This window comes from Kribbella sp. NPDC050470, assembly GCF_044458365.1.
Lineage (GTDB): Bacteria > Actinomycetota > Actinomycetes > Propionibacteriales > Kribbellaceae > Kribbella.
This window is the reverse complement of record NZ_JBITHV010000006.1, coordinates 205,305-227,775: the sequence shown is the minus strand read 5'-3', so window position 1 is coordinate 227,775 and position 22,471 is coordinate 205,305. Positions and strand designations below refer to the sequence as shown.

The 22,471-nt window shown below is 70.1% G+C and carries 20 protein-coding genes; 4 read left to right on the top strand and 16 right to left on the bottom strand.

Annotation, left to right across the window (positions count from 1 at the left end; all coding sequences use genetic code 11):
- Positions 1-36 precede the first annotated feature (36 nt).
- The 7 genes from ACIBGM_RS19175 to rimP all read right to left on the bottom strand — a co-directional run bounded on the left by ACIBGM_RS19175 (position 37) and on the right by rimP (position 7,804).
- Positions 37-924, bottom strand: coding sequence for a c-type cytochrome (locus ACIBGM_RS19175; protein ID WP_360522518.1), 888 nt, complete (start codon positions 922-924; stop codon positions 37-39).
- 283 nt (positions 925-1,207) lie between these two features.
- Positions 1,208-2,104 carry a tRNA pseudouridine(55) synthase TruB gene (gene truB / locus ACIBGM_RS19170; RefSeq protein ID WP_360522521.1) on the bottom strand — a complete coding sequence of 299 codons (897 nt, stop codon included), beginning with the start codon at positions 2,102-2,104 and terminating at the stop codon, positions 1,208-1,210.
- Positions 2,085-2,522, bottom strand: a complete 438-nt coding sequence (gene rbfA, locus ACIBGM_RS19165; RefSeq protein WP_360522524.1) for a 30S ribosome-binding factor RbfA — start codon at positions 2,520-2,522, stop codon at positions 2,085-2,087. The genes truB and rbfA overlap by 20 nt, the downstream gene beginning before the upstream one ends.
- A 101-nt stretch (positions 2,523-2,623) precedes the next feature.
- On the bottom strand, positions 2,624-5,767 hold the full coding sequence (infB, locus tag ACIBGM_RS19160; RefSeq protein ID WP_396386329.1) for a translation initiation factor IF-2: 3,144 nt from the start codon (positions 5,765-5,767) through the stop codon (positions 2,624-2,626).
- Positions 5,768-5,901: 134 nt separating this feature from the next.
- Positions 5,902-6,225, bottom strand: coding sequence for a YlxR family protein (locus ACIBGM_RS19155; RefSeq protein ID WP_396386328.1), 324 nt, complete (start codon positions 6,223-6,225; stop codon positions 5,902-5,904).
- 51 nt (positions 6,226-6,276) lie between these two features.
- On the bottom strand, positions 6,277-7,269 hold the full coding sequence (gene nusA / locus ACIBGM_RS19150; protein ID WP_360528345.1) for a transcription termination factor NusA: 993 nt from the start codon (positions 7,267-7,269) through the stop codon (positions 6,277-6,279).
- A gap of 1 nt (position 7,270) precedes the next feature.
- On the bottom strand, positions 7,271-7,804 hold the full coding sequence (gene rimP / locus ACIBGM_RS19145) for a ribosome maturation factor RimP (RefSeq protein ID WP_360528348.1): 534 nt from the start codon (positions 7,802-7,804) through the stop codon (positions 7,271-7,273).
- 152 nt (positions 7,805-7,956) lie between these two features.
- Here rimP and ACIBGM_RS19140 point away from each other — a divergent pair, with 152 nt between their 5' ends.
- Genes ACIBGM_RS19140 through ACIBGM_RS19130 form a run of 3 tightly spaced genes read left to right on the top strand, consistent with a single transcriptional unit; the run spans position 7,957 to position 9,324 of the window.
- Positions 7,957-8,505 (top strand): cell division protein FtsK, encoded by a 549-nt coding sequence (locus ACIBGM_RS19140; protein WP_396386327.1) that lies wholly within the window; start codon positions 7,957-7,959, stop codon positions 8,503-8,505.
- Positions 8,506-8,518: 13 nt separating this feature from the next.
- On the top strand, positions 8,519-8,929 hold the full coding sequence (locus ACIBGM_RS19135) for a ferritin-like domain-containing protein (RefSeq protein ID WP_360528354.1): 411 nt from the start codon (positions 8,519-8,521) through the stop codon (positions 8,927-8,929).
- Complete coding sequence (locus ACIBGM_RS19130; protein WP_396386326.1) at positions 8,929-9,324, top strand: YchJ family protein; 396 nt, start codon at positions 8,929-8,931, stop codon at positions 9,322-9,324. Before ACIBGM_RS19135 ends, ACIBGM_RS19130 begins: the two co-directional genes overlap by 1 nt.
- On the opposite strand, the gene ACIBGM_RS19125 is transcribed toward ACIBGM_RS19130, so the two are convergent.
- The 3 genes from ACIBGM_RS19125 to ACIBGM_RS19115 all read right to left on the bottom strand — a co-directional run bounded on the left by ACIBGM_RS19125 (position 9,296) and on the right by ACIBGM_RS19115 (position 13,293).
- Complete coding sequence (locus tag ACIBGM_RS19125; RefSeq protein ID WP_360528360.1) at positions 9,296-10,696, bottom strand: alkaline phosphatase PhoX; 1,401 nt, start codon at positions 10,694-10,696, stop codon at positions 9,296-9,298. The genes ACIBGM_RS19130 and ACIBGM_RS19125 overlap by 29 nt on opposite strands.
- 169 nt (positions 10,697-10,865) lie before the next feature.
- Positions 10,866-12,167, bottom strand: a complete 1,302-nt coding sequence (locus tag ACIBGM_RS19120) for an ABC transporter substrate-binding protein (protein WP_360528362.1) — start codon at positions 12,165-12,167, stop codon at positions 10,866-10,868.
- Positions 12,168-12,177: 10 nt separating this feature from the next.
- On the bottom strand, positions 12,178-13,293 hold the full coding sequence (locus ACIBGM_RS19115) for a branched-chain amino acid ABC transporter permease (protein WP_396386325.1): 1,116 nt from the start codon (positions 13,291-13,293) through the stop codon (positions 12,178-12,180).
- Between the two features lie 62 nt (positions 13,294-13,355).
- Between ACIBGM_RS19115 and ACIBGM_RS19110 the strand changes: the two genes are divergently transcribed.
- Positions 13,356-14,555, top strand: coding sequence for an RNA-guided endonuclease InsQ/TnpB family protein (locus ACIBGM_RS19110; protein ID WP_396386324.1), 1,200 nt, complete (start codon positions 13,356-13,358; stop codon positions 14,553-14,555).
- 32 nt (positions 14,556-14,587) lie between these two features.
- Here ACIBGM_RS19110 and ACIBGM_RS19105 read toward each other — a convergent pair whose 3' ends face one another.
- The 6 genes from ACIBGM_RS19105 to ACIBGM_RS19080 form a co-directional block, all read right to left on the bottom strand.
- Complete coding sequence (locus ACIBGM_RS19105) at positions 14,588-15,475, bottom strand: branched-chain amino acid ABC transporter permease (RefSeq protein ID WP_396386323.1); 888 nt, start codon at positions 15,473-15,475, stop codon at positions 14,588-14,590.
- Complete coding sequence (locus ACIBGM_RS19100) at positions 15,472-17,307, bottom strand: AMP-dependent synthetase/ligase (RefSeq protein WP_396386322.1); 1,836 nt, start codon at positions 17,305-17,307, stop codon at positions 15,472-15,474. The genes ACIBGM_RS19105 and ACIBGM_RS19100 overlap by 4 nt, the downstream gene beginning before the upstream one ends.
- Positions 17,304-18,128 carry an ABC transporter ATP-binding protein gene (locus ACIBGM_RS19095; protein ID WP_396386321.1) on the bottom strand — a complete coding sequence of 275 codons (825 nt, stop codon included), beginning with the start codon at positions 18,126-18,128 and terminating at the stop codon, positions 17,304-17,306. The genes ACIBGM_RS19100 and ACIBGM_RS19095 overlap by 4 nt, the downstream gene beginning before the upstream one ends.
- Positions 18,129-18,204: 76 nt before the next feature.
- Positions 18,205-18,990: an ABC transporter ATP-binding protein gene (locus ACIBGM_RS19090; RefSeq protein WP_396386499.1), complete on the bottom strand. Its 786-nt coding sequence runs from the start codon at positions 18,988-18,990 to the stop codon at positions 18,205-18,207.
- Between the two features lie 156 nt (positions 18,991-19,146).
- Positions 19,147-21,000 (bottom strand): glycoside hydrolase family 15 protein, encoded by a 1,854-nt coding sequence (locus ACIBGM_RS19085; protein WP_360528377.1) that lies wholly within the window; start codon positions 20,998-21,000, stop codon positions 19,147-19,149.
- An 85-nt stretch (positions 21,001-21,085) separates the two neighbouring features.
- Complete coding sequence (locus ACIBGM_RS19080; protein WP_396386320.1) at positions 21,086-22,462, bottom strand: glucose-6-phosphate dehydrogenase (NADP(+)); 1,377 nt, start codon at positions 22,460-22,462, stop codon at positions 21,086-21,088.
- Positions 22,463-22,471: the final 9 nt, after the last annotated feature.

Below are 22,471 nucleotides of genomic sequence, written 5' to 3'. Positions count from 1 at the left end.
CGCTGACGCCTGATCACCCGCAGTGGATGAGATCGATCAGGACGGTGGCTTGCTGCCCTTGGCCTTCATGCCATTCGCGCCGATCCAGACCGCGACGGCAACCAGCAGGCCGATCCCGACCAGCCAGCCCCACAGTCCCTCGGAGACCGGGCCGAGGCGGCCGAGACCGAACCCACCCGGATCCCGCTCCTCCTGCAGGGCGACGATGTAGGCGATGATGTCGCGCTTGTCCTCCGGCTGCAGCACCTGGTCGGAGAAGACCGGCATCTGCTGCGGGCCGGTCAGCATCGCCTGGTAGATGTGCTTGGGCGTGCTCTCCATCAGCGAGGGTGCGTAGCGGCCGTTCGGGAGCGCGCCGCCGCGGCCGGCGAAGTTGTGGCACGCCGTGCAGTTGGTGCGGAACAGCTCGCCACCACGTGTCACTTGCTCGTCGGTGACGTTGCTGATGTCGTACGCCTCCGGCGCGGGCACGGCCGGGCCTGGAGCGAGAGACGCGACGAACGCCGAGAGGGCCTCGATCTCCGCCTGCGTGTAGGCCGGTTCCTTGGCCGGGACCTGGGCGCCGGGCTGCGTCGCGGGCATCCGGCCGGTGCCGACCTGGAAGTCGACCGCGGCCGCGCCGACACCGATCAGCGACGGTCCGGCCATCTCGCCCTCACTGTTGCCGGCACCCTCGGCGTTCAGGCCGTGGCAGCTGGCGCAGCCGACCGCGAAGAGCTTCCGGCCCTCCTCGATGGTCTGCGACTGGGAGGAGTGGTCCGCGACCGCGTTGTCAGGCACGACGGCGGCGTACGCCGAACCCACTGCCAACAGGCCGAACAGCAGTACGACGAGGCCGGCTGACCGGTGTCGTCGTACGGAGCGAATCCTTGCCTTGGACAATCGTTTGACCCTCGCCACGAGTTGTTGCGGATCGCAACCCATCATCGGTCACCGTAGCCGTCGGCAACACGGCTGGAGTCACCCGAAGCAGGGGATTTTCCTGCGGGACCGTCCGCTGAGCGGATGACTTCGCCCAGATTCCGGCACCGACCGGTCCGGATCGGCCTAGTCTGAGGGTGTTCGCCTGGCGGCAAAATACCCCACTACCCGGACAGCCCCGCCGAATGCGCCGGGCCGCGACTCTCCCCCACGAGCGTCGCCGAAGTAGCCCCGATCGGCCCAGACGCTGTTTGGGGCCGCCAGGCGGGCCCGCCGATCCGTACGGCTAACTCACGAAGACGGCGGTTGGTTTGGCGAGGGGGCCGTGGGGTTCGTAGAGGGCCAGGAAGGTGCCGGTCGGGTCGAACATGGCGGTTTGGCCGGCGGGGAGGTTGAGGCCGGGGAGGGGGCGACCGGTGCGGATGGCGGCGGACTGGGTGGCGTCGGCGTCGTAGCGGGGGAAGGTGCCCGCGGCCACCTCGGCGATCGGGAGCCAGTCGAAGGAGCCGGCCAGCGACTCGAGCGTGTGGGCGACGGACAGGTCGAAGGAGCCCACCCGGGTACGGCGCAGCGCGGTGAGGTGACCGCCGACGCCGAGCTCGGCGCCGAGGTCGCGGGCGAGGGCCCGGATGTAGGTGCCGCTGGAGCAGTCGACCGAGATGTCGACCTCGATCCCCGACGACACCGGGCGTACGTCGAGGACGTCGTACCGGGAGACCGTCACGCTGCGGGCCTTGAGCGCGACCTCCTCGCCGGCCCGCACGCGTTCGTACGCGCGCCGTCCGTCGACCTTGATCGCGGACACCTTCGACGGCACCTGCGAGATCTCACCGCGGAAGCCAGCCACCGCAGCCTCGATCGCCTCGGCCGTCACGCCGTCGACCGGCGCGGTCGAGACGATCTCGCCCTCGGCGTCGTCAGTCGTCGTGGTCGCGCCGAGCAGCACGGTCGCGTCGTACGACTTGTCGGCCAGCTGGAGATGCCCGAGCAACCGAGTAGCCCGGTTGAGCCCCACGACCAGCACGCCGGTCGCCATCGGGTCCAGCGTGCCGGCGTGCCCGACCTTCCGGGTGCCGGCCAGCCGGCGAATCCGCGCCACCACAGTGTGGGAGGTCAGACCCGCCGGCTTGTCCACCACAACGATGCCATCGGCAACGCTGGGCTCACTCGTCGTCGCTGTCATCGTCCTCGCGGCGCTTGTAGGGGTCCGCCTCGCCGGCCGGCTTCGCGTTCGCAGCGCTCTTGGCCACCTCGGCGTCGGCCAGCCGGGCCTTCTCCAGCAGCTCCTCGATGTGCCCGGCGCTCTCCGGTACGGCGTCCAGGAAGAACGCCACGCTCGGAGTGTGCCGCAGGCCGAGCGCCTTGCCGACCTCGCTGCGGATCAGCCCGCGCGCCGACTCCAGGGCCGCCGCGGTGGAGGCACGCTCCTGCTCGTCGCCGTACACCGTGTAGAAGACACTGGCTTCCCGCAGGTCGCCGGTCAGCCGGGCGTCGGTCACGGTGACGAAGCCGAGCCGCGGGTCCTTCACCCGGCGCTCGAGCAACTCGGCCACGAGCACCTGGATCCGGTCGGCGAGCTGCTTCGCCCTTGCTTCACCCATCAGGGCTCACTCCCTCATTCATGAACAACGTCCGGAGAGGCAGGGTTTCCACCTCTCCGGACGTTACTCGGGTGCCCGGAGCACCCGGGCACCGACTGCTGTCAGTTACGCGGCTTCTCGCGAAGCTCGAAGGCCTCGACCACGTCGCCGATCTTGATGTCGTTGTAGCCGTTGATGGTCAGACCGCACTCGAAGCCCTCGCGGACCTCGGACGCGTCGTCCTTGAACCTCTTCAGCGACGACAGCTCGGTGTTGTCCAGCACCACCGCGCCGTCCCGGATCAACCGGACCTTGGCGTTGCGGCGGATGAGTCCACTGGTCACCCAGCAACCGGCGATGTTGCCCACCTTCGAGGAGCGGAAGATCTCCCGGATCTCCGCCTGGCCCAGAGTGACCTCCTCGTAGATCGGCTTGAGCATGCCCTTCAGGGCGGCCTCGATGTCGTCGATCGCCGAGTAGATGACCGAGTAGTACCGGACATCCACGCCCTCGCGCTCGGCCAGGTCACCGGCCTTGCCCGCCGGCCGCACGTTGAAGCCGATGATGACGGCGTTCGACGCGATGGCCAGGTTGACGTCGTTCTCGTTGATCGCACCGACACCGCGGTCGATGATCCGCAGGGACACCTCGTCGCCGACCTCGATCCGGACCAGCGCGTCCTCCAGCGCCTCGACCGAACCGGACACGTCGCCCTTGAGGATGAGCAGCAGCTCCTGGGTCTCGCCCTTCTCCATCGAGGCCATGAAGTCCTCGAGGGTACGACGGACGCGACGCTTGGCGTTGGCCGCCGCCCGGGCCCGGGCTTCCCGCTTCTCGGCGATCTGCCGGGCCCGGCGGTCGTCGTCGACCACCAGGAACTTGTCACCGGCACCCGGTACCGCGGTCAGACCGAGCACCAGGACCGGACGCGACGGGGTCGCCTCCTCGACGTTGTTGCCGTGCTCGTCGAGCATGGCCCGGACCCGGCCGTACGCCGGACCGACCACCATCGAGTCGCCGACCCGGAGCGTGCCGCGCTGCACCAGCACGGTCGCCACCGGACCACGGCCCTTGTCGAGGTTCGCCTCGATCGCGATGCCCTCGGCGTGCATGTTCGGGTTGGCCCGCAGGTCCAGCGCCGCGTCCGCGGTCAGTACGACGCCCTCGAGCAGGCCGTCGATGTTGATCCGGGACTTCGCCGACACGTCGATGAACATCGTGTCGCCGCCGTACTCCTCGGGGACCAGGCCGTACTCGGTCAGCTGACCGCGCACCTTCGCCGGGTCCGCCGCCGGGACGTCGATCTTGTTCACCGCGACCACGATCGGGACGCCCGCCGCGCGGGCGTGGTTCAGCGCCTCGATCGTCTGCGGCATCACGCCGTCGTCGGCCGCGACCACCAGGATGACGATGTCGGTGGCCTGGGCGCCACGGGCACGCATGGCGGTGAACGCCTCGTGACCCGGGGTGTCGACGAAGGTGATGGCCCGCTGCTCGCCGTCCACCTCGGTCGTCACCTGGTAGGCGCCGATGTGCTGGGTGATACCGCCGGCCTCGTCGGCGACGACGTTCGCCATCCGGATCGCGTCCAGCAGCTTCGTCTTACCGTGGTCGACGTGACCCATCACGGTCACCACCGGCGGCCGGGGAGCCAGGTCGTCCTCGTCGCCCGCGTCGGAGCCGAACTCGATGTCGAACGACTGCAGCAGCTCGCGGTCCTCGTCCTCCGGGGACACGATCTGGACGTCGTAGTTCAGCTCGGTGCCGAGCAGCTGCAGGGTCTCCTCGTTGACCGACTGGGTCGCGGTCACCATCTCACCGAGGTGGAACAGCACCTGCACCAGCGACGCCGGGTCGACGCCGACCTTCTCGGCGAAGTCCGTCAGCGACGCACCGCGGGCCAGGCGCACGACCTCGCCGTCACCGTGCTTGACGCGGACGCCGCCGACTGCCGGCGCCTGCATGTTGTCGAACTCCTGGCGCTTCGCGCGCTTCGACTTCCGGCCACGACGGGCCGGGCCGCCCGGACGCCCGAAGGCGCCCTGCGTGCCACCACGGCCGCGGTTGCCCGGACCCGGACGACCGCCACCGCCACCGGGCGGGCCGCTGGGGCCGCCGCCACCCGGACGGAAGCCGCCGCCACCGCCGCCGCCACCACCGCGCGGACCGGCACCCGGTCCACCACCCGGACCGCCGCCACCGGGGCGGCCACGGCCGCCACCGCCACCGGCGCCACCGCCGGGACCGGACGGACGGCCGGTGAACGTGCCGGCCGAGGACTTCGGCATCATCGCCGGGTTGGGCCGCGGCGCGCCGGGCACACCCGACGGACGCGGACGGTCGCTACCGCCGCCACCGCGGTTCTGCGGCGGGCGCGGCGGCATGCCGGCCGGGCTCGCACCCTGGCCGGATCCACCCTGACCGCCCGGACCCGGACGGGCGCCACCGCGCTGCATGCCCTGGGTCGAGCTGAACGGGTTGTTGCCCGGGCGCGGCGCACCCGGACGCGGGCCGCCACCCTGACCGCCGGGAGCACCCGGACGGGGACCGCCCGGACGCGGGGCGCCAGGACGCGGGCCGCCACCCGGACGCGGGGTCGCACCCGGACGCGGCGAGGCCGGCCGGGCGCCACCATCGGCACCGGGACGCGCCGAACCGCCGGCGGCCGGACGCTGCTGCGCCGGTCCCGGAGTCGGCCGGCCCGGAGCCGGAGCCTTGCTCTGCTCCGCCGGAGCCTGCGGCGACGCGGCCTTGGCGGCCGGCGCCTCGAAGGACGGCGCTGCGGGCGTCTCGGCCGGGGCTGCCGGAGCAGGCTCCTGCCGCGGACCCGGCTTGGGACCGGGCCGCGGACCCGGCTTGGCCGGGGACGGGGCGCTCGGTGACGGCGCGGCGGACTTCGCCGGGGCCGCGGGGGCCTCGGCCTTCTCGGCCACGGTCGGCTCGGCGGCCACCGGAGCCGGGGTCGCCGGAGCGGCCGGCGCAGGGCGCTCGGCCGGAGCCGCGGGCGCGGCCTTCTTCGCCGGCTCGGCAGGCGCGACCGGTGCGGTCGCCTGCGGCGCGGCGGACGTGCTGGCGGCGGCCTTCTTGGCTGCGCGCTTCTTCGGCGGGTTCTTCTCGAACTCCTCCGCCAACCTACGGACTACCGGCGCCTCGATCGTCGAGGACGCCGACCGGACGAACTCGCCCATGTCGTTCAGTCTGGTCAGAACGACCTTGCTGGTAACTCCGAGCTCCTTCGCGAGCTCGTAGACCCGGACCTTTGCCACTACTCTCCCTCTGGTCCGAGCCTGGGCGCGGACCGTTAGTTGACGTACGTGCTCATCGCTTTGCACTCATCGGTAGACACTCATCGAGTGGTCATGAGTCGATGACCCGCCTTCATGTCGTCACGACGGTCCGGTCAGACCGCCGCGGACGGCCGGTTGGCCGCCGTTTGCACTGCTTCTTGCCTATCACGCTGCTCGACGTACTCCCGCAGCGCGGTCACGTCGAGCGGCCCCTGGGCCCGGAAGGCCCGCGGGAACGCCTTGCGCCGCACGGCGAGGTCGAGACACTCGGCCACCGGGTGCAGGTGCGCTCCGCGGCCGGGCGCCCGATGCGCGGGATCCGGGAGGACAAGCCCTCCGGAAACCGTCATCCGCAGCAGGTCAGCCGGACTGCACCGCTTCCGGCACCCGATGCAGGTGCGCTCCCTGGTCTTGCCAGGGCGCGCTTCCGCACTCACTGTCACGTGATCCTTCGGGAGTGGTTGCGACTCAGTCGACCGACCGAGAGATCAGTCTACCTTCTCGTCATCACGAGTCACATCGGTATCCGGCCGGATGTCGATCCGCCACCCGGTCAGCCGGGCGGCGAGGCGGGCGTTCTGCCCCTCCTTGCCGATCGCCAGCGACAGCTGGTAGTCGGGTACGACGACCCGCGCGGCGCGGGCCGCGGCGTCGACGACCTGCACCGATGTAACCTGCGCCGGCGACAGCGCATTCCCGACGAAGGTGGCCGGGTCGTCGCTGTGGTCGATGATGTCGATCTTCTCGCCGTGCAACTCGTGCATGATGTTGCGCACCCGCTGGCCCATCGGCCCGATGCACGCGCCCTTGCCGTTCACCGACGGGTTCAGCGTCCGGACGGCGATCTTGGTCCGGTGCCCCGCCTCCCGGGCGATCGCGGTGATCTCGACCGTCCCGTCGGCGATCTCCGGCACCTCGAGCGCGAACAGCTTCTTGACCAGGTTCGGGTGCGTCCGGCTGACCGTGATCTGCGGGCCCTTGAAGCCCTTGCGGACGCCGACCACGTAGACCCGCAGCCGGGCGCCGTGCTCGTACTTTTCCCCCGGCACCTGCTCCGGGGCCGGCAGCACCGCCTCGATCTTGCCGAGGTCGACCATCACCGAGCGCGGGTCGCGGCCCTGCTGGATGACGCCGGACACGATGTCGCCCTCCTTGCCGGAGAACTCGCCGTACCGGACCTCGTCCTCGGCGTCGCGCAGCCGCTGCAGGATGATCTGCTTGGCCGTGGTGGCCGCGATCCGGCCGAAGTCGGCGGGCGTGTCGTCGTACTCGCGGGCCAGCGTGCCGTCCTCGGCGAACTCGCGCGCGTAGACGGTCACGTGCCCGGTCTTGCGGTCCAGCTCGGCCCGGGCGTGCTGCTGGGCGCCCTCGGTGCGGTGGTACGCCACCAGCAGCGCCTGCTCGATCGCCTCGACGACCACGTCCAGGGAGATGTCCTTCTCCCGTTCCAGTGACCGCAGGACAGCCATGTCGATGTCCATGTCAGTTCTCCTCCACCGTGCCCGCGGCGTTCGATCCTGGGGCAGCCTCGTCGTTGCCGGGGGCAGCCCGGTTGAACTCGATCTGGACCTTGGCCTTGGCCACGTCGGCGTACGCGACCGTGCGCGCGGTGCCGTCCACGTCCAGCTCGGCCGCCTCCTCGGAGGCGGACTTGATCCGGCCGGTCACCTTCCCGCCCGAGGTCAGCGTGACCGCGACCAGCCGGCTGACGTTGCGCCGCCAGTGCCGGGGCAGGGTGAGCGGCCGGTCGACGCCCGGGCTGGAGACCTCCAGGTAGTAGGCGCCGTCGCCCATGATGTCGTCGGCATCGAGTGCCTTGGAGATGGCCCGGCTAACCTCGGCGACGTCGTCCATGCTGATCCCGCCGTCCCGGTCGACGAGCACGCGCAGCTGCCGCCGACGGCCGCCCGCAGGCGTGACTTCGGCGCCCTCCAGGTCGCAGCCGAACTGCTCGACGATCGGCCGCAGGAAGTTCTCGAGGCTCGAGGTGTCCGTGTGGTCAGTCTTTCGGCTCACAGGTTGACCTGCCTCTCTCCAGTTGTGCACCCGTTCCGCACCCCGGCGATCCGACCGAGGGCAGTAGCCCACCATATCCGGCCTGCGACGATGTGCACGTCACCGCCTCGTCCCAGGCCGGTCACCGGCCCGTCACCAGGTATCGTTCCGCCGTGCCGAACGAACCTGTCCGCGTGTCGCGCCGACTCGCCCTGACGACCGCAGCCCTGCTGCCGGGCGCCGTCGTACTGGCGGGGTGCGACGACGGCCCGAGCAGCTCCGGTACGCCGGGCGCCGCGAAGGACTCGAAATCGGGTCAGCCTGCCGAGGAGACACCCAGCACTGACCCGGTGGTCGTCGCGGCACTCAGTACGGCGGCCGCCCAGGTGACTCAATTGTCACTCCGCTACGCCACGATGACACGGAAATTCCCCGCGCTCCGTACCCAGCTCGCGGCCGGCGCGAAGTACCACGCCGCCCACCTGGCCCGGCTCAAGGAGACCGCGGGCGTGCAGGCGGCGGCCGGCAAGGCGCCGGTCGTTCCCACCTCGTCGCAGGCGGCACTGGCGGAGCTGGCGAGGCAGGAGAAGGCCACCGCGACCGCACACGCCGCAGCAGCCGCCAAGCTGGCCGGATCGCCCGCCCGCCTGCTCGCGATGATCGCCGCGGCCGAGACCCAACTGGCCACCACGCTCACCCCGAAGAAGAAGGCCCAACGATGAAAGCACAGCACCAGTGACGGAGGTCGAGGCACTCCAAGCGGCGCTCGCCGGTGAGCACGCGGCGATGTACGGCGTGGGTGTCGCCGGCGGCAAGCTGAGTGGCGCTCGCTTCCGGGCGGCGACCGACACCTACGACCAGCACCGGCGCAACCGCGACCGGCTGTCGGCGCTCGTGGTCGCGGCCGGCGAGACCCCGGTGGCCGCCGAGGCGGCGTACGACTTGCCGCAGGTGGTCTCCAACACGGCGACGGCCTCGGCACTGGTCCTGCTGATCGAGCGACGGCTGGCAGCCGTGTACGGCGACCTCGTCGAGGCGGCCGAGCAGCCGGCGGTCCGGGTCTTCGCGATCCAGAGCCTGCTGGCCGCCGCGAGCGCCCAGCTCGCGTGGGGTGGAGCGCCGGTCGCCTTCCCCGGCGACGCCTGATGGCCAGGCGCACCTCGCCCTGTCCCTGCGGGCTCGGCGCCTCGTACGCCGACTGCTGTGGCCCTCTCCACCAAGGCGGTACGGCGACCACCGCCGAGCAGCTGATGCGCTCGCGCTACTCGGCCTTCGTCGTCGGCAACACGGCGTACCTGCTCCGCACCTGGTCGGCCGCGACCCGTCCAGCCGAGCTCCACCTGGATGAGGACATCAGCTGGACGGGTCTCGAGATACTCGGCAGCACCGACGGCAGCCCGTTCCACACCACCGGCACCGTCGAGTTCCGGGCCAGTTACCGGCTCGGCGGCCGGACGGGGCACCAGCAGGAGAACAGCCGGTTCGTCCGCGAGGACGGCGCCTGGGTGTACGTCACCGCCGTCGACGCCACGGGCCGGTGACCGCGTACGTGATCCCCGGCGTGTAGACGTTGAAGAACATCGTCCGGCCGTCGGCGGAGAAGCCGGCCCCGGCCAGCTCGCCGAACTCCGGGTCCTCCGGCGTGCCGTTGTTCACCCGGTTGCGGGCGAACTTGAACACCTCGCCGTCCTCGGTGGTGCCGAGGATGTGCTGCTCGCCGAGGCCGTCCTCGCACATCATCAGACCGCCGTACGGCGACATCGTGATGTTGTCCGGGGCATCGAACTCCGGGTCGTCGGAGCCCGGCGACGGCCGGGTGAAGATCACCTCGAGGCGCAGCGTCGCCTTGCGCGGGTCGTAGCGCCAGACCTGGCCGTCGTGGTCGACCTTCGGGCCGAGCTCGGTCCGCGCGAACGACGAGACGAAGTACACGCACCGGTCCCGGGTGCCCCACCAGCAGCCTTCCAGCTTGTAGCCGCCGGTGATCGGCTTGCCGTAGTCCTGCGCGCGGACCGACTGCGTGGTCGCCAGCGGGTCCGGCACCTTGATCCACTGCACGCCGCCGAACTCGGCCCCGGCCTCCTGGACGACGGACAGGTCCGGCAGGTCCGGGATGTGCATGGCCTGCAACTCCCCGCCCGCCCGCAGCGAACCCCATCCACCGCGCGGACGGTTCGGAAGGAACCGGTAGAAGCCGCCGAGCGGCGCGACGAACGCGTCCTCGGTCTCGTACACGATCCCGGTCGCCGGGTCGATCGCGACCGCCTCGTGCTGGAACCGGCCCATCGCCTTCAGCGGCGTCGGGTCCACGTTGCGGCGGTCGTCGTACGGGTCGACCTCGAAGATGAAGCCGTGGTCCTTGGTGTAGCCGGTGTCGCCGGCCTTGGCCTCGGTCTCCTCACAGGTCAGCCAGGTGCGCCACGGCGTGATGCCGCCGGAGCAGTTGATGGCGGTCCCGCCGAGGCTGACGAACTCCTTCTCGGCGTGGTTGTGCTTGTCCACCACCAGCGTGCTGGTGCCGCCCGCGCCGCCCGGGTCGTAGGTGCGCTCCGGCGGTGCGACCACCTTGATCGTGGCGGTCGGGCTGCACTCGTGGTTGCGGACCAGGCGCGAGCCGCCGTGCCGGTCCGGGAAGGCGCCCATGCCGTCGAACCGGCTGGGCGTCTTCAGGCCGTCGGGACGGACGGTGCCCTCCCGGGACAGGATCTTGTAGCTGAACCCGCGGGGCAGGTCGAGCATGCCGTTCGGGTCCTCGATCAGCGGGCCGTAGCCGATCTTCGGGCCGGACGTGCCGAGCGCGGGCTGGGCGGTGTAGAGCGCCTCGACGGAGCCCGCGACGCTGACCGCGACGCCCGCCGCGGCCGCTCGGGCGACGAACTGCCGCCGGGACAGGGGATTGTGCTCAACGGACACGGTGAGTGGCCTCCTCGTGGGCGGAAAGGATCTGCCGAACAGAGATGAACGTACGGTGAACGACAGACATCGACAAGGCGAACCGCGCGCCGCGGCACCCGCGACTTTCACCGTCGCGGGTGCCGCCTCCTCCCCTACGCCGAGCGAAGCGAGGGAGATTTTCAGCCGACTACTGGTAGCAGGGCTTGGAGAACTCGTGCGCGGTCGCGGTCTTCCCGGTGAAGAAGTCCCGCTCCACCGTGACGCCGGTCGGCGCCGCCGGGTCCACCTTGGAGATGATGCTGGCCCGGAACACCCGGTCGTTCGGCTCCCCGGAGAACCGGCCCGCCTCAGCCGGCAGCATCCCCTCGTAGTCCACCGTGTCCAGCGACTTCACCGCGTTCAGCAGCCCGGCGCGGGTGAGGTCCTTCGCATCGACCGCCTTCTGCAGCGCCGCCTTCATCGGGTACGACCAGACCCAGCCGGCCGTGTAACCGTCGTTCGGCGCCGCCCGGAACGTCGTCTGGTCGATCGACTCGGCGAGCGCCTTGTGCCCCGGCGTGTTCGCGCCGTACGGCGCCCACGGCCCGGACTGCCGGTAGAGCGCGGTCAGCGCGGGCGCGGCCGGGCTCTTCAGCAGCGCCGGGTTCCAGGTCGGGCTGGTGCCGATGAACTGGCCCTTGAACCCGTTCTGGGCCGCGCCGCCGACGATCGTGGCCGCCTCGGTCGGGCCGGTGGTCAGGATGACCAGGTCCGGCTTGGCCGCGACCAGCTTCTGGATCGCCGCGCCCTGGTTCTCCTGCCCCGGCGCGGTCGGGATGTCGGTGAAGGTCAGCCCGTTGGCCTCGGCCGCGATCTTCGTCCCGGCCGCGGCGTCGTCGCCGTAGTCACCCGGGAAGTGCACCGCGGCGACGCTCTTCGGCTTCAGCGTCTCGACCGCGAAGTCGACCGAGTTCATCGACTCGAAGCAGTAGTTCGTGCCGGACTCCAGGATCACGTCCTCGAACGCCCACGCCGACGTCCAGGACGCCGGTACGCCGATCATCCCGGTGGACTTGAGGTCGCCCAGGATCGCCGCGGTGGTCGGCGAGCCGAGGGTCTGCGCGAGTCCGAGCACGTCGGGCTTGATCTCGGCGTACACCTCGTTGTGGATCTGCGGGTTGTACTTGTTGTCCTTGGTGTACTTGGACACGTCGACCTCGAACGCGCCGATCCCGCCGGCCTCGTTGACCCGCTTCCAGAACGCCTTCTGGCTCTCGGTGATCGGGACCCCCAAGGCCTTGAACGGGCCCTCGGTGAGGTCCGAGATCGAGCCGAGGTAGATGCAGCCCTTCGACGAGTCGACCGCCGTCGGGCACGGCTCGGAGGTGACCCCGACGTCGAACTTGACCCCTGAACTGCCCTGCTGGGCCTCCGGGGCGTCGTTGCGGCACCCCGCGACCAGTACCAGCGCCGCCACGACGGCGACGGCGATTCCCCTGTGCACGCTCATCGATACTCCTTCAGTGCGAGAACGGCCACGACTTCCAGTAGGTGCGGACTCTGATCCAGATCCCGAACAGCCCTCGAGGCTCGAAGATCAGGAAGCCGATGATCAACAGGCCGTAGAGGATCGTCTCGACCTGGAAGACCGTGATGCCCCCGGCCGTGGAGCTCGCGCTGATGAACGGCAGCACGGCCGGAAGCTCGCGGGTGACCCGCGGCAGCAGGGTGATGAACAGCGCGCCGAGCACCGATCCGGAGATCGTCGCGACACCGCCGATCAGCACCATCGCGATGTACTGCACCGACATGCCGAGGTTGAACGACCCCGGCTCGACGAAGCCGATCATCACGTACAGCAGCGCGCCCGCGACGCCGGCGTAGAACGACGACACCGCGAACGCGATCATCTTGTACCGGGTCACGTCGACCCCGATCACCTCGGCGGCCAGGTCCCGGTCCCGTACGGCGGCCAGCGCCCGGCCGATCCTGGACCGGACCAGGTTCCGGGCCAGCACGCCGAAGATCACCAGCAGCACGAGCATCAGCAGGTACAGCTTCTGCGCCTTGGTGAAGGTCGCGCCGTCCACGGCGAACTGGAACCCGAACAACTCCGGCACGGCGGCCGGCCGCCCGACCCCGACTCCCCCTGTCAACTCTCTCCAGTGCTTGAAGATGTGCTCCCCGATGAACACCAGTCCGAGCGTCACCACGGCCAGGTAGAGCCCGCGCAGTCGGGCCGCCAGCGGCGCGACGATCAACCCGGCCAGCCCGGCGACCAGCCCGGCGGCGAGCAACCAGATCGGCAGCGAGGTGATCCCGAACCCGATCAGCCGGGTGCTGTCCGGGTCGCCCGACAATGCCGCTGCCGTGTAGGCCCCGATCCCCAGGAAGAACGCATGACCGAGCGACACCTGGCCGCCGTACCCGGTGACGATGTTCAGCCCGATCGCCCCGATCGACGCGGCACACGCAGTCGCCAGTACGACGAGCAGGTCGTCGGTCAGCAGGAACGGCACCAACACCGCGACCACCACGAGCACCAACGTCCACACCCGCTTCGCCGGCGTGTTCAGCAGCGACATGTCCTGCTTGTAGGACAGGTAGAGCAGTGGCCTTCCGAGCGAGGTGCTCATGACATTTGTCGCCTCGCCTCCGAAGCCGCGGACTGTCGGTCCCGGCTGATTGGGTAGACGGCATGTCCCGATACCGGCTGTGCCCCACTCCCGCGCAGGAAGGCGCCTTGTTGGAGCAGTGCAGGCATGCCCGATACATATGGAACTTGGCCCTTGAGCAGTGGTCGATGTGGACCCCCGGCACGGGACCTACACCTGGGTACGTCGAGCAAGCCAGGCAACTCACCGAGGCCCGGGCAGCGTACGGGTGGCTTCGAGCAGGGTCGCAAACCGTGCAACAGCAGGCCCTGCGGGACTTCGCGCAGGCTGTCAGGAACTTCTACGTGAGCACCCATCGACGCCCGACCTGGCGCAAAACCGGGGTGCACGAAGGCTTCCGCATCGTAGGTCCTCAGGCGAGCCGAATCGAGAAGCTGAGCCGGAAGTGGGCGCGGGTGCTGGTGCCCAAGGTCGGCTGGGTACGGCTCCGGCTGTCCCGCGCGATCCCCGACGCGAAGTCGTACCGGATCACCCGCGACCGGGCCGGCCGCTGGCACCTCGCGTTCGCCATAGTCCCGCCGCCCATCCCGGCGCCCGGCACGGGTGAGGTCGTCGGCGTGGACCGCGGCATCACCGTCTCGGCCGCGCTGTCGACCGGCGACCGCCTGACCTGCCCCACCCTGTCGGACCGCGAACAGGAACGACTCAGACACCTGCGGCAACGCCTGGCCCGGTGCCGCCGCGGCTCCAACCGGCGCCTCCGGGTGAGGACCGCGATCGCGAAGCTGTACTCCCGTGCTCGCGACCGCCGCAAGGACTGGGTCGAGAAGACCAGCACCGACCTCGCCCGCCGCTTCGACCTGATCCGTGTGGAGGACCTGCGCATCGCCCAGATGAGCCGCCAGCCGAAGCCGAGGCCCAACCTCGAACGACCAGGTACCTACCTGCCGAACCGTCGCCGAGCCAAGGCCGGGCTCAACCGGGGCATCCTGGCCAGCGGCTGGGGACTGCTCGTCCAGCGCCTGGAGCACAAAGCGCCGGGTCGGGTCCAGAAGATCAACCCTGCGTACACCTCGCAAACCTGCAGCGTCTGCGGGCACCGCGCACCGGAAAACCGCGAGAACCAAACGGTCTTCCGGTGCACAGCCTGCGGACATCGGGCGCACGCGGACGTGAACGCGGCAGTCAACATCGCGGCCGGACGGGCCGTCAGCGCACACCGAGAGACGCCGCCATGGGTCTCGCCGAAGCGTGAACCTCAACACGCTACCTCCGCGTACTAGTTGGAATCTCCGCCCCCAGGGCGGAGAGGACGTCAAATGCGCTCCACCTCTCTGGTGCCGAAGAGGCCGTAGGGCTTGACCAGCAGGACGAGGAGCATCAGGAGGTACGGGACGACCAGGAAGAAGTCGCCGCCGAACACGGGGTGCAGGTTGTCGCCGTAGCTGCCGACGAGGGCCTCGACCACTCCGATCGAGAGGCCGGCGATCACTGCCCCACCGAGGGAGTCGAGACCGCCGAGGATGATCACCGGCAGCGCCTTCAGCGCCGTCAGCCAGAGGTTCTGCTCGAGACCGATCCCGGTCGACAGGAAGACTCCGGCCAGCGCGGCCAGGGCAGCTGCGAGCGCCCAGGACAGGGAGAACACCCGGCCGACCGACACGCCCTGCGCGAGTGCGACCTCCTGGTCCGACGACGCCGCCCGCATCGCCAGCCCGGTCCGTGACCAGCGGTAGAAGGCGAACAACGCGGCGACCACGATCAGTGTCGTCACCAGCGTGGCCAGATGCCGCTGGTCGATCTTCGCCCCGAGTACGTCGACCTGCTTGAGGCCCCACGGGTCGCCCATCTGGCGGATGTCCAGACCGATGAACGAGTTCACCACCGTGCGGACCACGATGTCGACGCCGAGCGTGATGATCGCGATCACGAACACCGGCTTGCCGATCATCGGCCGCAGCGCCAGCCGTTCCACCCCGGCGCCGAGCAGCGCGGTGAGCAGCAGCGCGACCAGGACGGCGAGGAAGAAGTTCATCTCCAGCACCAGGTAGCCGACCAGCAACGCACCGGTCATCATGAACGCCGGCTGGGCGAAGCTGATCACCCGCATCGACTTGTAGACGATCACGAACCCCAGCGCCAGCAGCGCGTAGATCGCCCCCTGGCCGAGACCGCGGACGACGGTGGCGACGAACTCGTTCACCGCGCACCACCCCCGGCGTACATCGAGTCGACCAGGCCGGCGAACGTGTCCGCGACCGCCTTGCGCTTGACCTTCTGGGTCGCGGTCAGCTCGCCGTCCTCGTGGTCCAGCAGCTTCGGCAGCAGCCGGAACGACCGGACCTGCTCGACGGTGGCGAATCGCGCGTTGACCTCGTCCACGACCCCCTGGACCAGCGCGACCACCTCGGGCTTCGCGGACAGGTCGCCGTACGTCGAGTAGGGCAGCCGGTGCAGCTGGGCCCAGTGGCCGACGGTGTCCGGCTCGATCCCGATCAGGGCGGTCAGGAACTTGCGCCGGTCGCCGATCACCACCGCTTCCTTGATGTACGGCGACGCCTTCAGCGCGTTCTCGATCTCCGACGGGGCGACGTTCTTGCCGCCCGCGGTGATGATGATGTCCTTCATCCGATCGGTGATCCGCAGGTGCGTGCCACCGACCCACTCCCCCACGTCACCGGTGTGCAGCCAGCCGTCGGCGTCGATCACCTTCGCGGTCGCCTCGGGGTCCTGCCAGTAGCCGGCGAAGGTGCCGGGATGCCGGGTGAGGATCTCGCCGGTGAGCTCGTCGACCTTCACCTCGACGCCCTGGTGCGGCTCGCCCACCGTGCCGACCTTGAGCCGGCCCGGCCGGTTGGCCGTCGCCACCGCGGTGTTCTCGGTCATGCCGTACACCTCGTGCATCGGCAGGCCGAGCCCCATGAAGAACCGGAGCACCTCGGGCGCGATCGGCGCCGCCCCGGAGGCGGCGTACCGGACCTTGCGCAGGCCGACGCGGTCCTTCAGCGCGCGGTAGCAGAACAGCCAGCCGATCGCGTACACCGCTTTGGAGGCAGGGGTATGACGTCCGTCGTTGGCCGCGAGGACACCGCCGATCCAGTCGGCGCGGCGCAGCCAGTAACCGCCGATCATCCGCTTCACCGGGTCCGCGGACCCGATCCGGATCTGCACACCGGCCGCGATCTTCTCCCAGATCCTGGGGACGCCGAACAGGATGCTCGGCTGGACCTCGTGCAGGTTGGTCGCGACGGTCTCGATCGACTCGGCGAAGTGCACGCAGACGCCGGCGCCGGCGCCGAACCAGCAGCTGAAGATCCGCTCGGCCACGTGGCACAGGGGCAGGTAGGACAGCACGCTGTCGCGCGGTGACGGCGGCGGCGCGGTGAAGCCGCCGCGTTCGACCAGCTCCTGGATGGCGAAGTCGACGTTCGCGGCGGTCAGCATCACGCCCTTCGGCGGGCCGGTGGTCCCGGAGGTGTAGATCAGCGTGACCACGTCGTCGGCCCGAGCCGATTCCATCCGGTGCGCGACGGCGTCCGGGTTCGCCTCGCGGTGCTCGTGGCCGATGGCAAGGAAGTCGGGCCAGGCGATCAGCCGCGGGTCGTCGTACCGGTAGCGGATGCCGCGGGGCTCGACGTACACGATGTGCTCGAGGTCGGGCAGGTCGTCGATCGCGAGCGCCTTGTCGACCTGCTCCTGGTCCTCCGCGATCAGCACCTTGGCGCCCGAGTGCCGCAGCAGGTAGCCGACCTCGGCGACCGGGTTGGTCGGGTAGAGACCGACGGTCGCGGCGCGTACGGCGACCGTGCCGACGTCGGTGTAGAGCCACTCGCGGCGGTTCTCCGAGTGGATCGCCACCCGGTCGCCCGGCTCGATGCCGAGGGCAAGCAAGGCGTGGCCGACGAGCGCGGCGGTGTCCCAGTACCGCTCCCAGCTGACCTGCTGCCAGATGCCCAGATCCTTTTCCCGCAAGGCGATCACGTGCGGTGTCGTTTTCGCCCGCTCCTGGACCCGGGTGGCGATCGTGGCGGTCATGACCGCTCCACCTTGTGCTCCTCGCCCAGGTAGGCGCGGACCACCTCGGGGTCGGTCGCGACCTCCTGCGGGGTCCCGGTCCGGATCGGCTTGCCGAAGTCGATCACCATGATCCGGTCGGCCAGGTCCATCACGAGGCCCATGTCGTGCTCGACCATGACCATCGGCAGGCCGAGCTCGTCGCGGATGTCGAGGATGAACCGGGCCATGTCCTCGGTCTCCTCCAGATTCATCCCGGCGACCGGCTCGTCCAGCAGCAGCAGCTTCGGCTCCGACGCGAGCGCCCGGCCGAGCTCGACCCGCTTCTGGACGCCGTACGGGAGCAGGCCGACCGGGAGCCGCCGCCACTGCGCGAGCTCGAGGAAGTCGACGATCTCCTCGACCGCGCGGCGGTTCGCGCGCTCGTTGCGGCGGGCCTTGCCCAGCCACACGAGCGCGGCCAGGACGCCGTACGGGTGATGGTGGTGCCGCCCGAGCATCAGGTTGTCGAGCACGGTCAGGTTCGAGAACAGCTCGATGTTCTGGAAGGTACGGGCGATGCCGAGCCGGGCGATCGCGTGCGGGCGGCGGCCGATCAGGTCGTGTTCGCCGAACCGGACGGTCCCGCGCTGCGGCCGGTAGACACCGGAGAGCACGTTGAAGATCGAGGTCTTGCCGGCGCCGTTCGGGCCGATCACCGCGAACAGCTCGCCCGGGTTCACGGTGAAGCTCACGCCGTTGAGCGCGGTCACGCCGTCGAAGGTGAGGACGACGTCCGCGAAGTCGAGCACCGGGGTGGACTCCTGCGTGCTCTCGCTCTGCCGCGCCTCGGTCAGACTCATCCACGTCCTCGCTTCGCTCCGGGCGCGGATGAGGCACAAGGCCGGCTGTGCTTGACGGTGAACTCGCTACGCTCGTTCACGACAACCACCGCTTCCGGCGGCGGTAGTGCTTCACGTCGCGGAAGGACTTCGCCGTACCCTCCGCGCCGAGACCGAGGTAGAACTCGCGGACGTCGCCGTCGGCGAGCAGGTCCGCCGCGGGCTTGTCCATCACCATCGCGCCGTTCTCCAGCACGTACCCGTGCTCGGCGATCGACAACGCCATCGCGGCGTTCTGCTCGACCAGCAGGACCGTGGTCCCCTGCTGGTTGATCTGCACGATCACGTCCCGGATCTGCCGCACGATCATCGGCGCCAGGCCGAGGCTCGGCTCGTCCAGCAGCAGGTACTTCGGGTCGGACATCAGCGCCCGGCCGATCGCCAGCATCTGCTGCTCCCCGCCGGACAGGTAGCCGGCCAGCTTGCGACGCCGATCGGCCAGCACCGGGAACAGCTGGTAGGTGCGGTCCAGGTTCCGCCGGACCGAGCGCGGGCTGACGTGGCCGCCGATCCGGAGGTTCTCCTCGACGGTCAGGTCGGCCAGGATCCGGCGGCCCTCCATCACCTGTTTGATGCCCAGGGCAGCGATCCGGCTGGCGCCGTAGCCGTGGATCGGCTCGCCGTCGAGCGTGATCGAGCCGCGCCGGACCTCGCCCTCGTGCACGTCGAGCAGGCCGGACAGTGCGCGCAGCAGCGTCGACTTGCCGGCCCCGTTCGCCCCCAGCAGGGCGACGATCCGGCCCTGCGGGACCTCGAGACCGACCCCCCGCAGCACCAGCATCACGTCGTCGTAGACGACCTCGAGGTTCTTCGCCGCCAGCACCCGGCCTCCCGGATCCCCGAAGGTTCCCAACCACCGTCCTGGCGAGTGAGTGTGACACCACCGCAGTCGACAGAGAAGGCCTGGCAGCCCGGAAATCGGACAGATCACCCAAACCGTGACCAGCTGTCATGAGTAAAACCAGTTACGCAACTGGTATTATAGCGTGTGGCTCGGCGCGGTGGATCGGGCCTGGTCCAGCGCCGCGTTCAGGGTGATCGCCGCATCGATCAGCGCCAGGTGCGTGAAGGCCTGCGGGAAGTTGCCGAGCTGCTCGCCGGTCAGGCCGATCTCCTCGGAGTACAGCCCCACGTGGTTGGCGTAGGTGAGCATCTTCTCGAAGATGAGCCGTGCGTCCTCGAGCCGGCCCGCCCGGGCCAGGGCGTCGACGTAGCTGAAGGTGCACAGCGAGAACGTGCCTTCGTCGCCCGCGAGCCCGTCCGGCGACGCGGCCGGGTCGTAGCGGTAGACCAGGCTGTCGGTGACGAGCTCCGCGTTCATCGCGTCCAGCGTGGACTGCCACATCGGGTCGTTCGGCGCGATCAGGCCGACCGTTGCCATCCGCAACATCGACGAGTCGAGGACGGTGTCGTCGTAGTGCTGTACGAAGGCGCCGATCTTCTCGTTCCAGCCGCGTTGCATCACCTGCTGGTAGATCGCGTCCCGGCTGTTCGCCCAGCGCTCCAGGTCCGCCGGGCGGCCGTGTTTCGCGGCCAGCCGGATGGCCCGGTCGAAGGCGACCCAGCTCATCACCCGGCCGTAGGTGAAGTTCTTCTGCCCGCCGCGGGTCTCCCAGATGCCCTCGTCCGGCCGGTCCCAGTTGTCGGCCAGCCAGTCGACGATGCCACGCAGGGCGATCCAGCCATGGTGGTCGAGCTCGATACCGTGCTGGTCCGCGAAGTAGATGCTGTCCAGCGCCTCACCGAAGATGTCCAGCTGCAGCTGCTCCGAGGCGCCGTTGCCGATTCGCACCGGACGGGAGCCGCGGTACCCGGCGAGGTGGTCCAGGGACTCCTCGGTCAGATCGGACGAGCCGTCCACGCGGTACATGATGTTGAGCGGCCCGCCCGGTCCCGCGGTCTGCTCGTGCACGCGCTCCCGCAGCCACGCGCAGAACTCGGCCGCCTCCTGGGTGAAACCCATGCCGAGCAGCGCGTACACGGAGAACGACGCATCCCGCACCCACGTGTAGCGGTAGTCCCAGTTGCGCTCCCCGCCGACCTGCTCGGGCAGGCCGGCGGTGGGTGCGGCAACCAGCGCGCCGGTGGGCGCGTAGGTCATCAGCTTCAGCGTGATCGCCGAGCGCTGCACCATCTCCCGCCAGCGGCCGGTGTACGTCGACGTGGACAGCCAGTCCCGCCAGAAGCGCACCGCGTCGTCGAACATCGCGGTGAACTCCGCGACCCTGATCTCCCGCGGTGGACCGTCGGCCGCCGTCTCCAGCACCAGTCCTCGGGTCTGCCCGGCCGTCATCTCGATGTCGACGTGGATGTCGCCACCGTCCGCCCGGGCCCGGGCCAGCCGCTCGTCACCGGGCTCACGGACGACGTGCAGGGTCAGGCTCAGGTCGTCGGTCACGAAGACGGCGCCCGGGTCGATCAGCCGCAGTTCGTGCGGTGTGCGGCCGTAGTCGAACCGTGGCTGGATGTCGAGCTCGAACCTGATCCGGCCGCGCACGCAGCGCACCATCCGCATGATCCGGTGGTTGTCGGTGGGCTGCTTGCCGCTCGGCGGCATGAAGTCGACGACCTCGCCGACGCCGTCCTCGGTCATCAACCGGGTGACCAGAACGGCGGTGTCCGGGAAGTACAGCTGGCGGCTGCTGACCTCGGCGCCGATCACCCGGGCCCGGAAGGAACCACCGCGCTCGTGGTCGAGCAACGCGCCGAAGATGCTCGGCGAGTCGAACCTCGGGCAGCAGAACCAGTCGATCGATCCGTCGGTGGTCACCAGCGCAGCGGTCTGCAGGTCGCCGATCAGTCCGTGCTCGGCGATGGGTGGATAGTCGGCCATCAGGGTCGCCTCCTGGTCCGGTTGCCGTCTGTCCAGCCTTCGGCCCCTGCGGACCGGACGAATCACCCACGCCGGATGATCTGGTTCAGCCGGCCGGGTCGTGCCAGCTCACGTCGTGCGGCAGCAGGGCGCCGGCCTCCTTCGGCCCCCAACTGCCCTTGGCGTACGTGATGACCGGTACGACGTCACCGAGCACCGGCTCGACCACGCGCCAGGCGGCCTCGACCGTGTCCTGCGCGGCGAAGAGCGCCTGCCGGCCCGCGAGCGCCGCCCCGATCAGCCTGTCGTACGGGCGCTGGTCGGATCCCGGCGCCTCGGCGAACGCGAGGTCCTCGGCCTGCGGGGTCCAGCCGGCGCCGGGCTTCTTGCCGGTCAGGGTGATCGCGACCTGGCTCTCCGGCCAGATCCGGAACCGCAGCTGGTTCGAGTGCACGGCAGGCCCCAGCCGGAAGAAGTCCTGCGGCGGACGGCGGAACCGGATCACCACCTCGGTCGCGGTGACCGGCATGCACTTCCCGGCGCGGATCGCGATCGGCACGCCGGCCCAGCGCCAGGTGTCCAGGGCGAGCCGGACCGCTACGTAGGTCTCGGTCCGCGACTGCGGATCGACACCCGCGACGTCGTGGTAGCCCTCGTACTGCCCGAGCACCGTGTCCTCCGCGGTGAGCGGGCTGAGCGCACTGATGACCGCGGTCTTCTGCGCCCGCCAGGCGGCGTCGTCGAGGCGGCCCGGCGGGTCGGCCAGGACGCTCGCGAGCACCTGCAGCATGTGGTTCTGCAGCACGTCGCGGATCGCGCCGGTGCGATCGTAGAAGCTGCCCCGGTCGGCGACGTCGAAGCTCTCCGCCATGGTGATCTGGATGCTCTCCACGTGGTCGCGGCTGAGCAACGGCTCGATCACCGAGTTGGCGAAGCGGGCGAACAGCACGTTCTCCAGCGGGTCCAGGCCGAGCCAGTGGTCCACCCGGTAGATCGCGTCGTCGGGGAACACCCGGTTCATCGTCGCGTTGAGCTGCTGAGCGCTGGCCAGGTCGGTGCCGAACGGCTTCTCGACCATCACCCGGGCCCCGTCGGCCTTGCCCGCGGTCGCGATCCCCTCGGCGATCCGGCCGAACAGCGGCGGCGGCACCTCGAGGTAGAACAGCGCCCGTCCGCCGGCGCCGATCTCGTCGGCCATCGCGGCGTACGTCGCGTCGTCGCCGAGGTCGCCGTCGACGTAGCGCAGCAGGCCGAGCATGCCGGCCGCGGCGGGGGTCGCCGGATCGATCCCGTTGGCCCGCAACGACGCCTCTGCGTAGGCGCGGAACTCCTCGAGTCCCCAGCCGCTCTTGGCCACCCCGACGATCGGTACGTCGAGCACGCCCCGGTCGACCAGTCCGACCAGGGCGGGAAACGTCTCCAGCTTCGCGAGATCACCGGTCGCACCGAAGACGACCAGCGCGTCCATATCGGCAGGTGGCATGGAGATTCT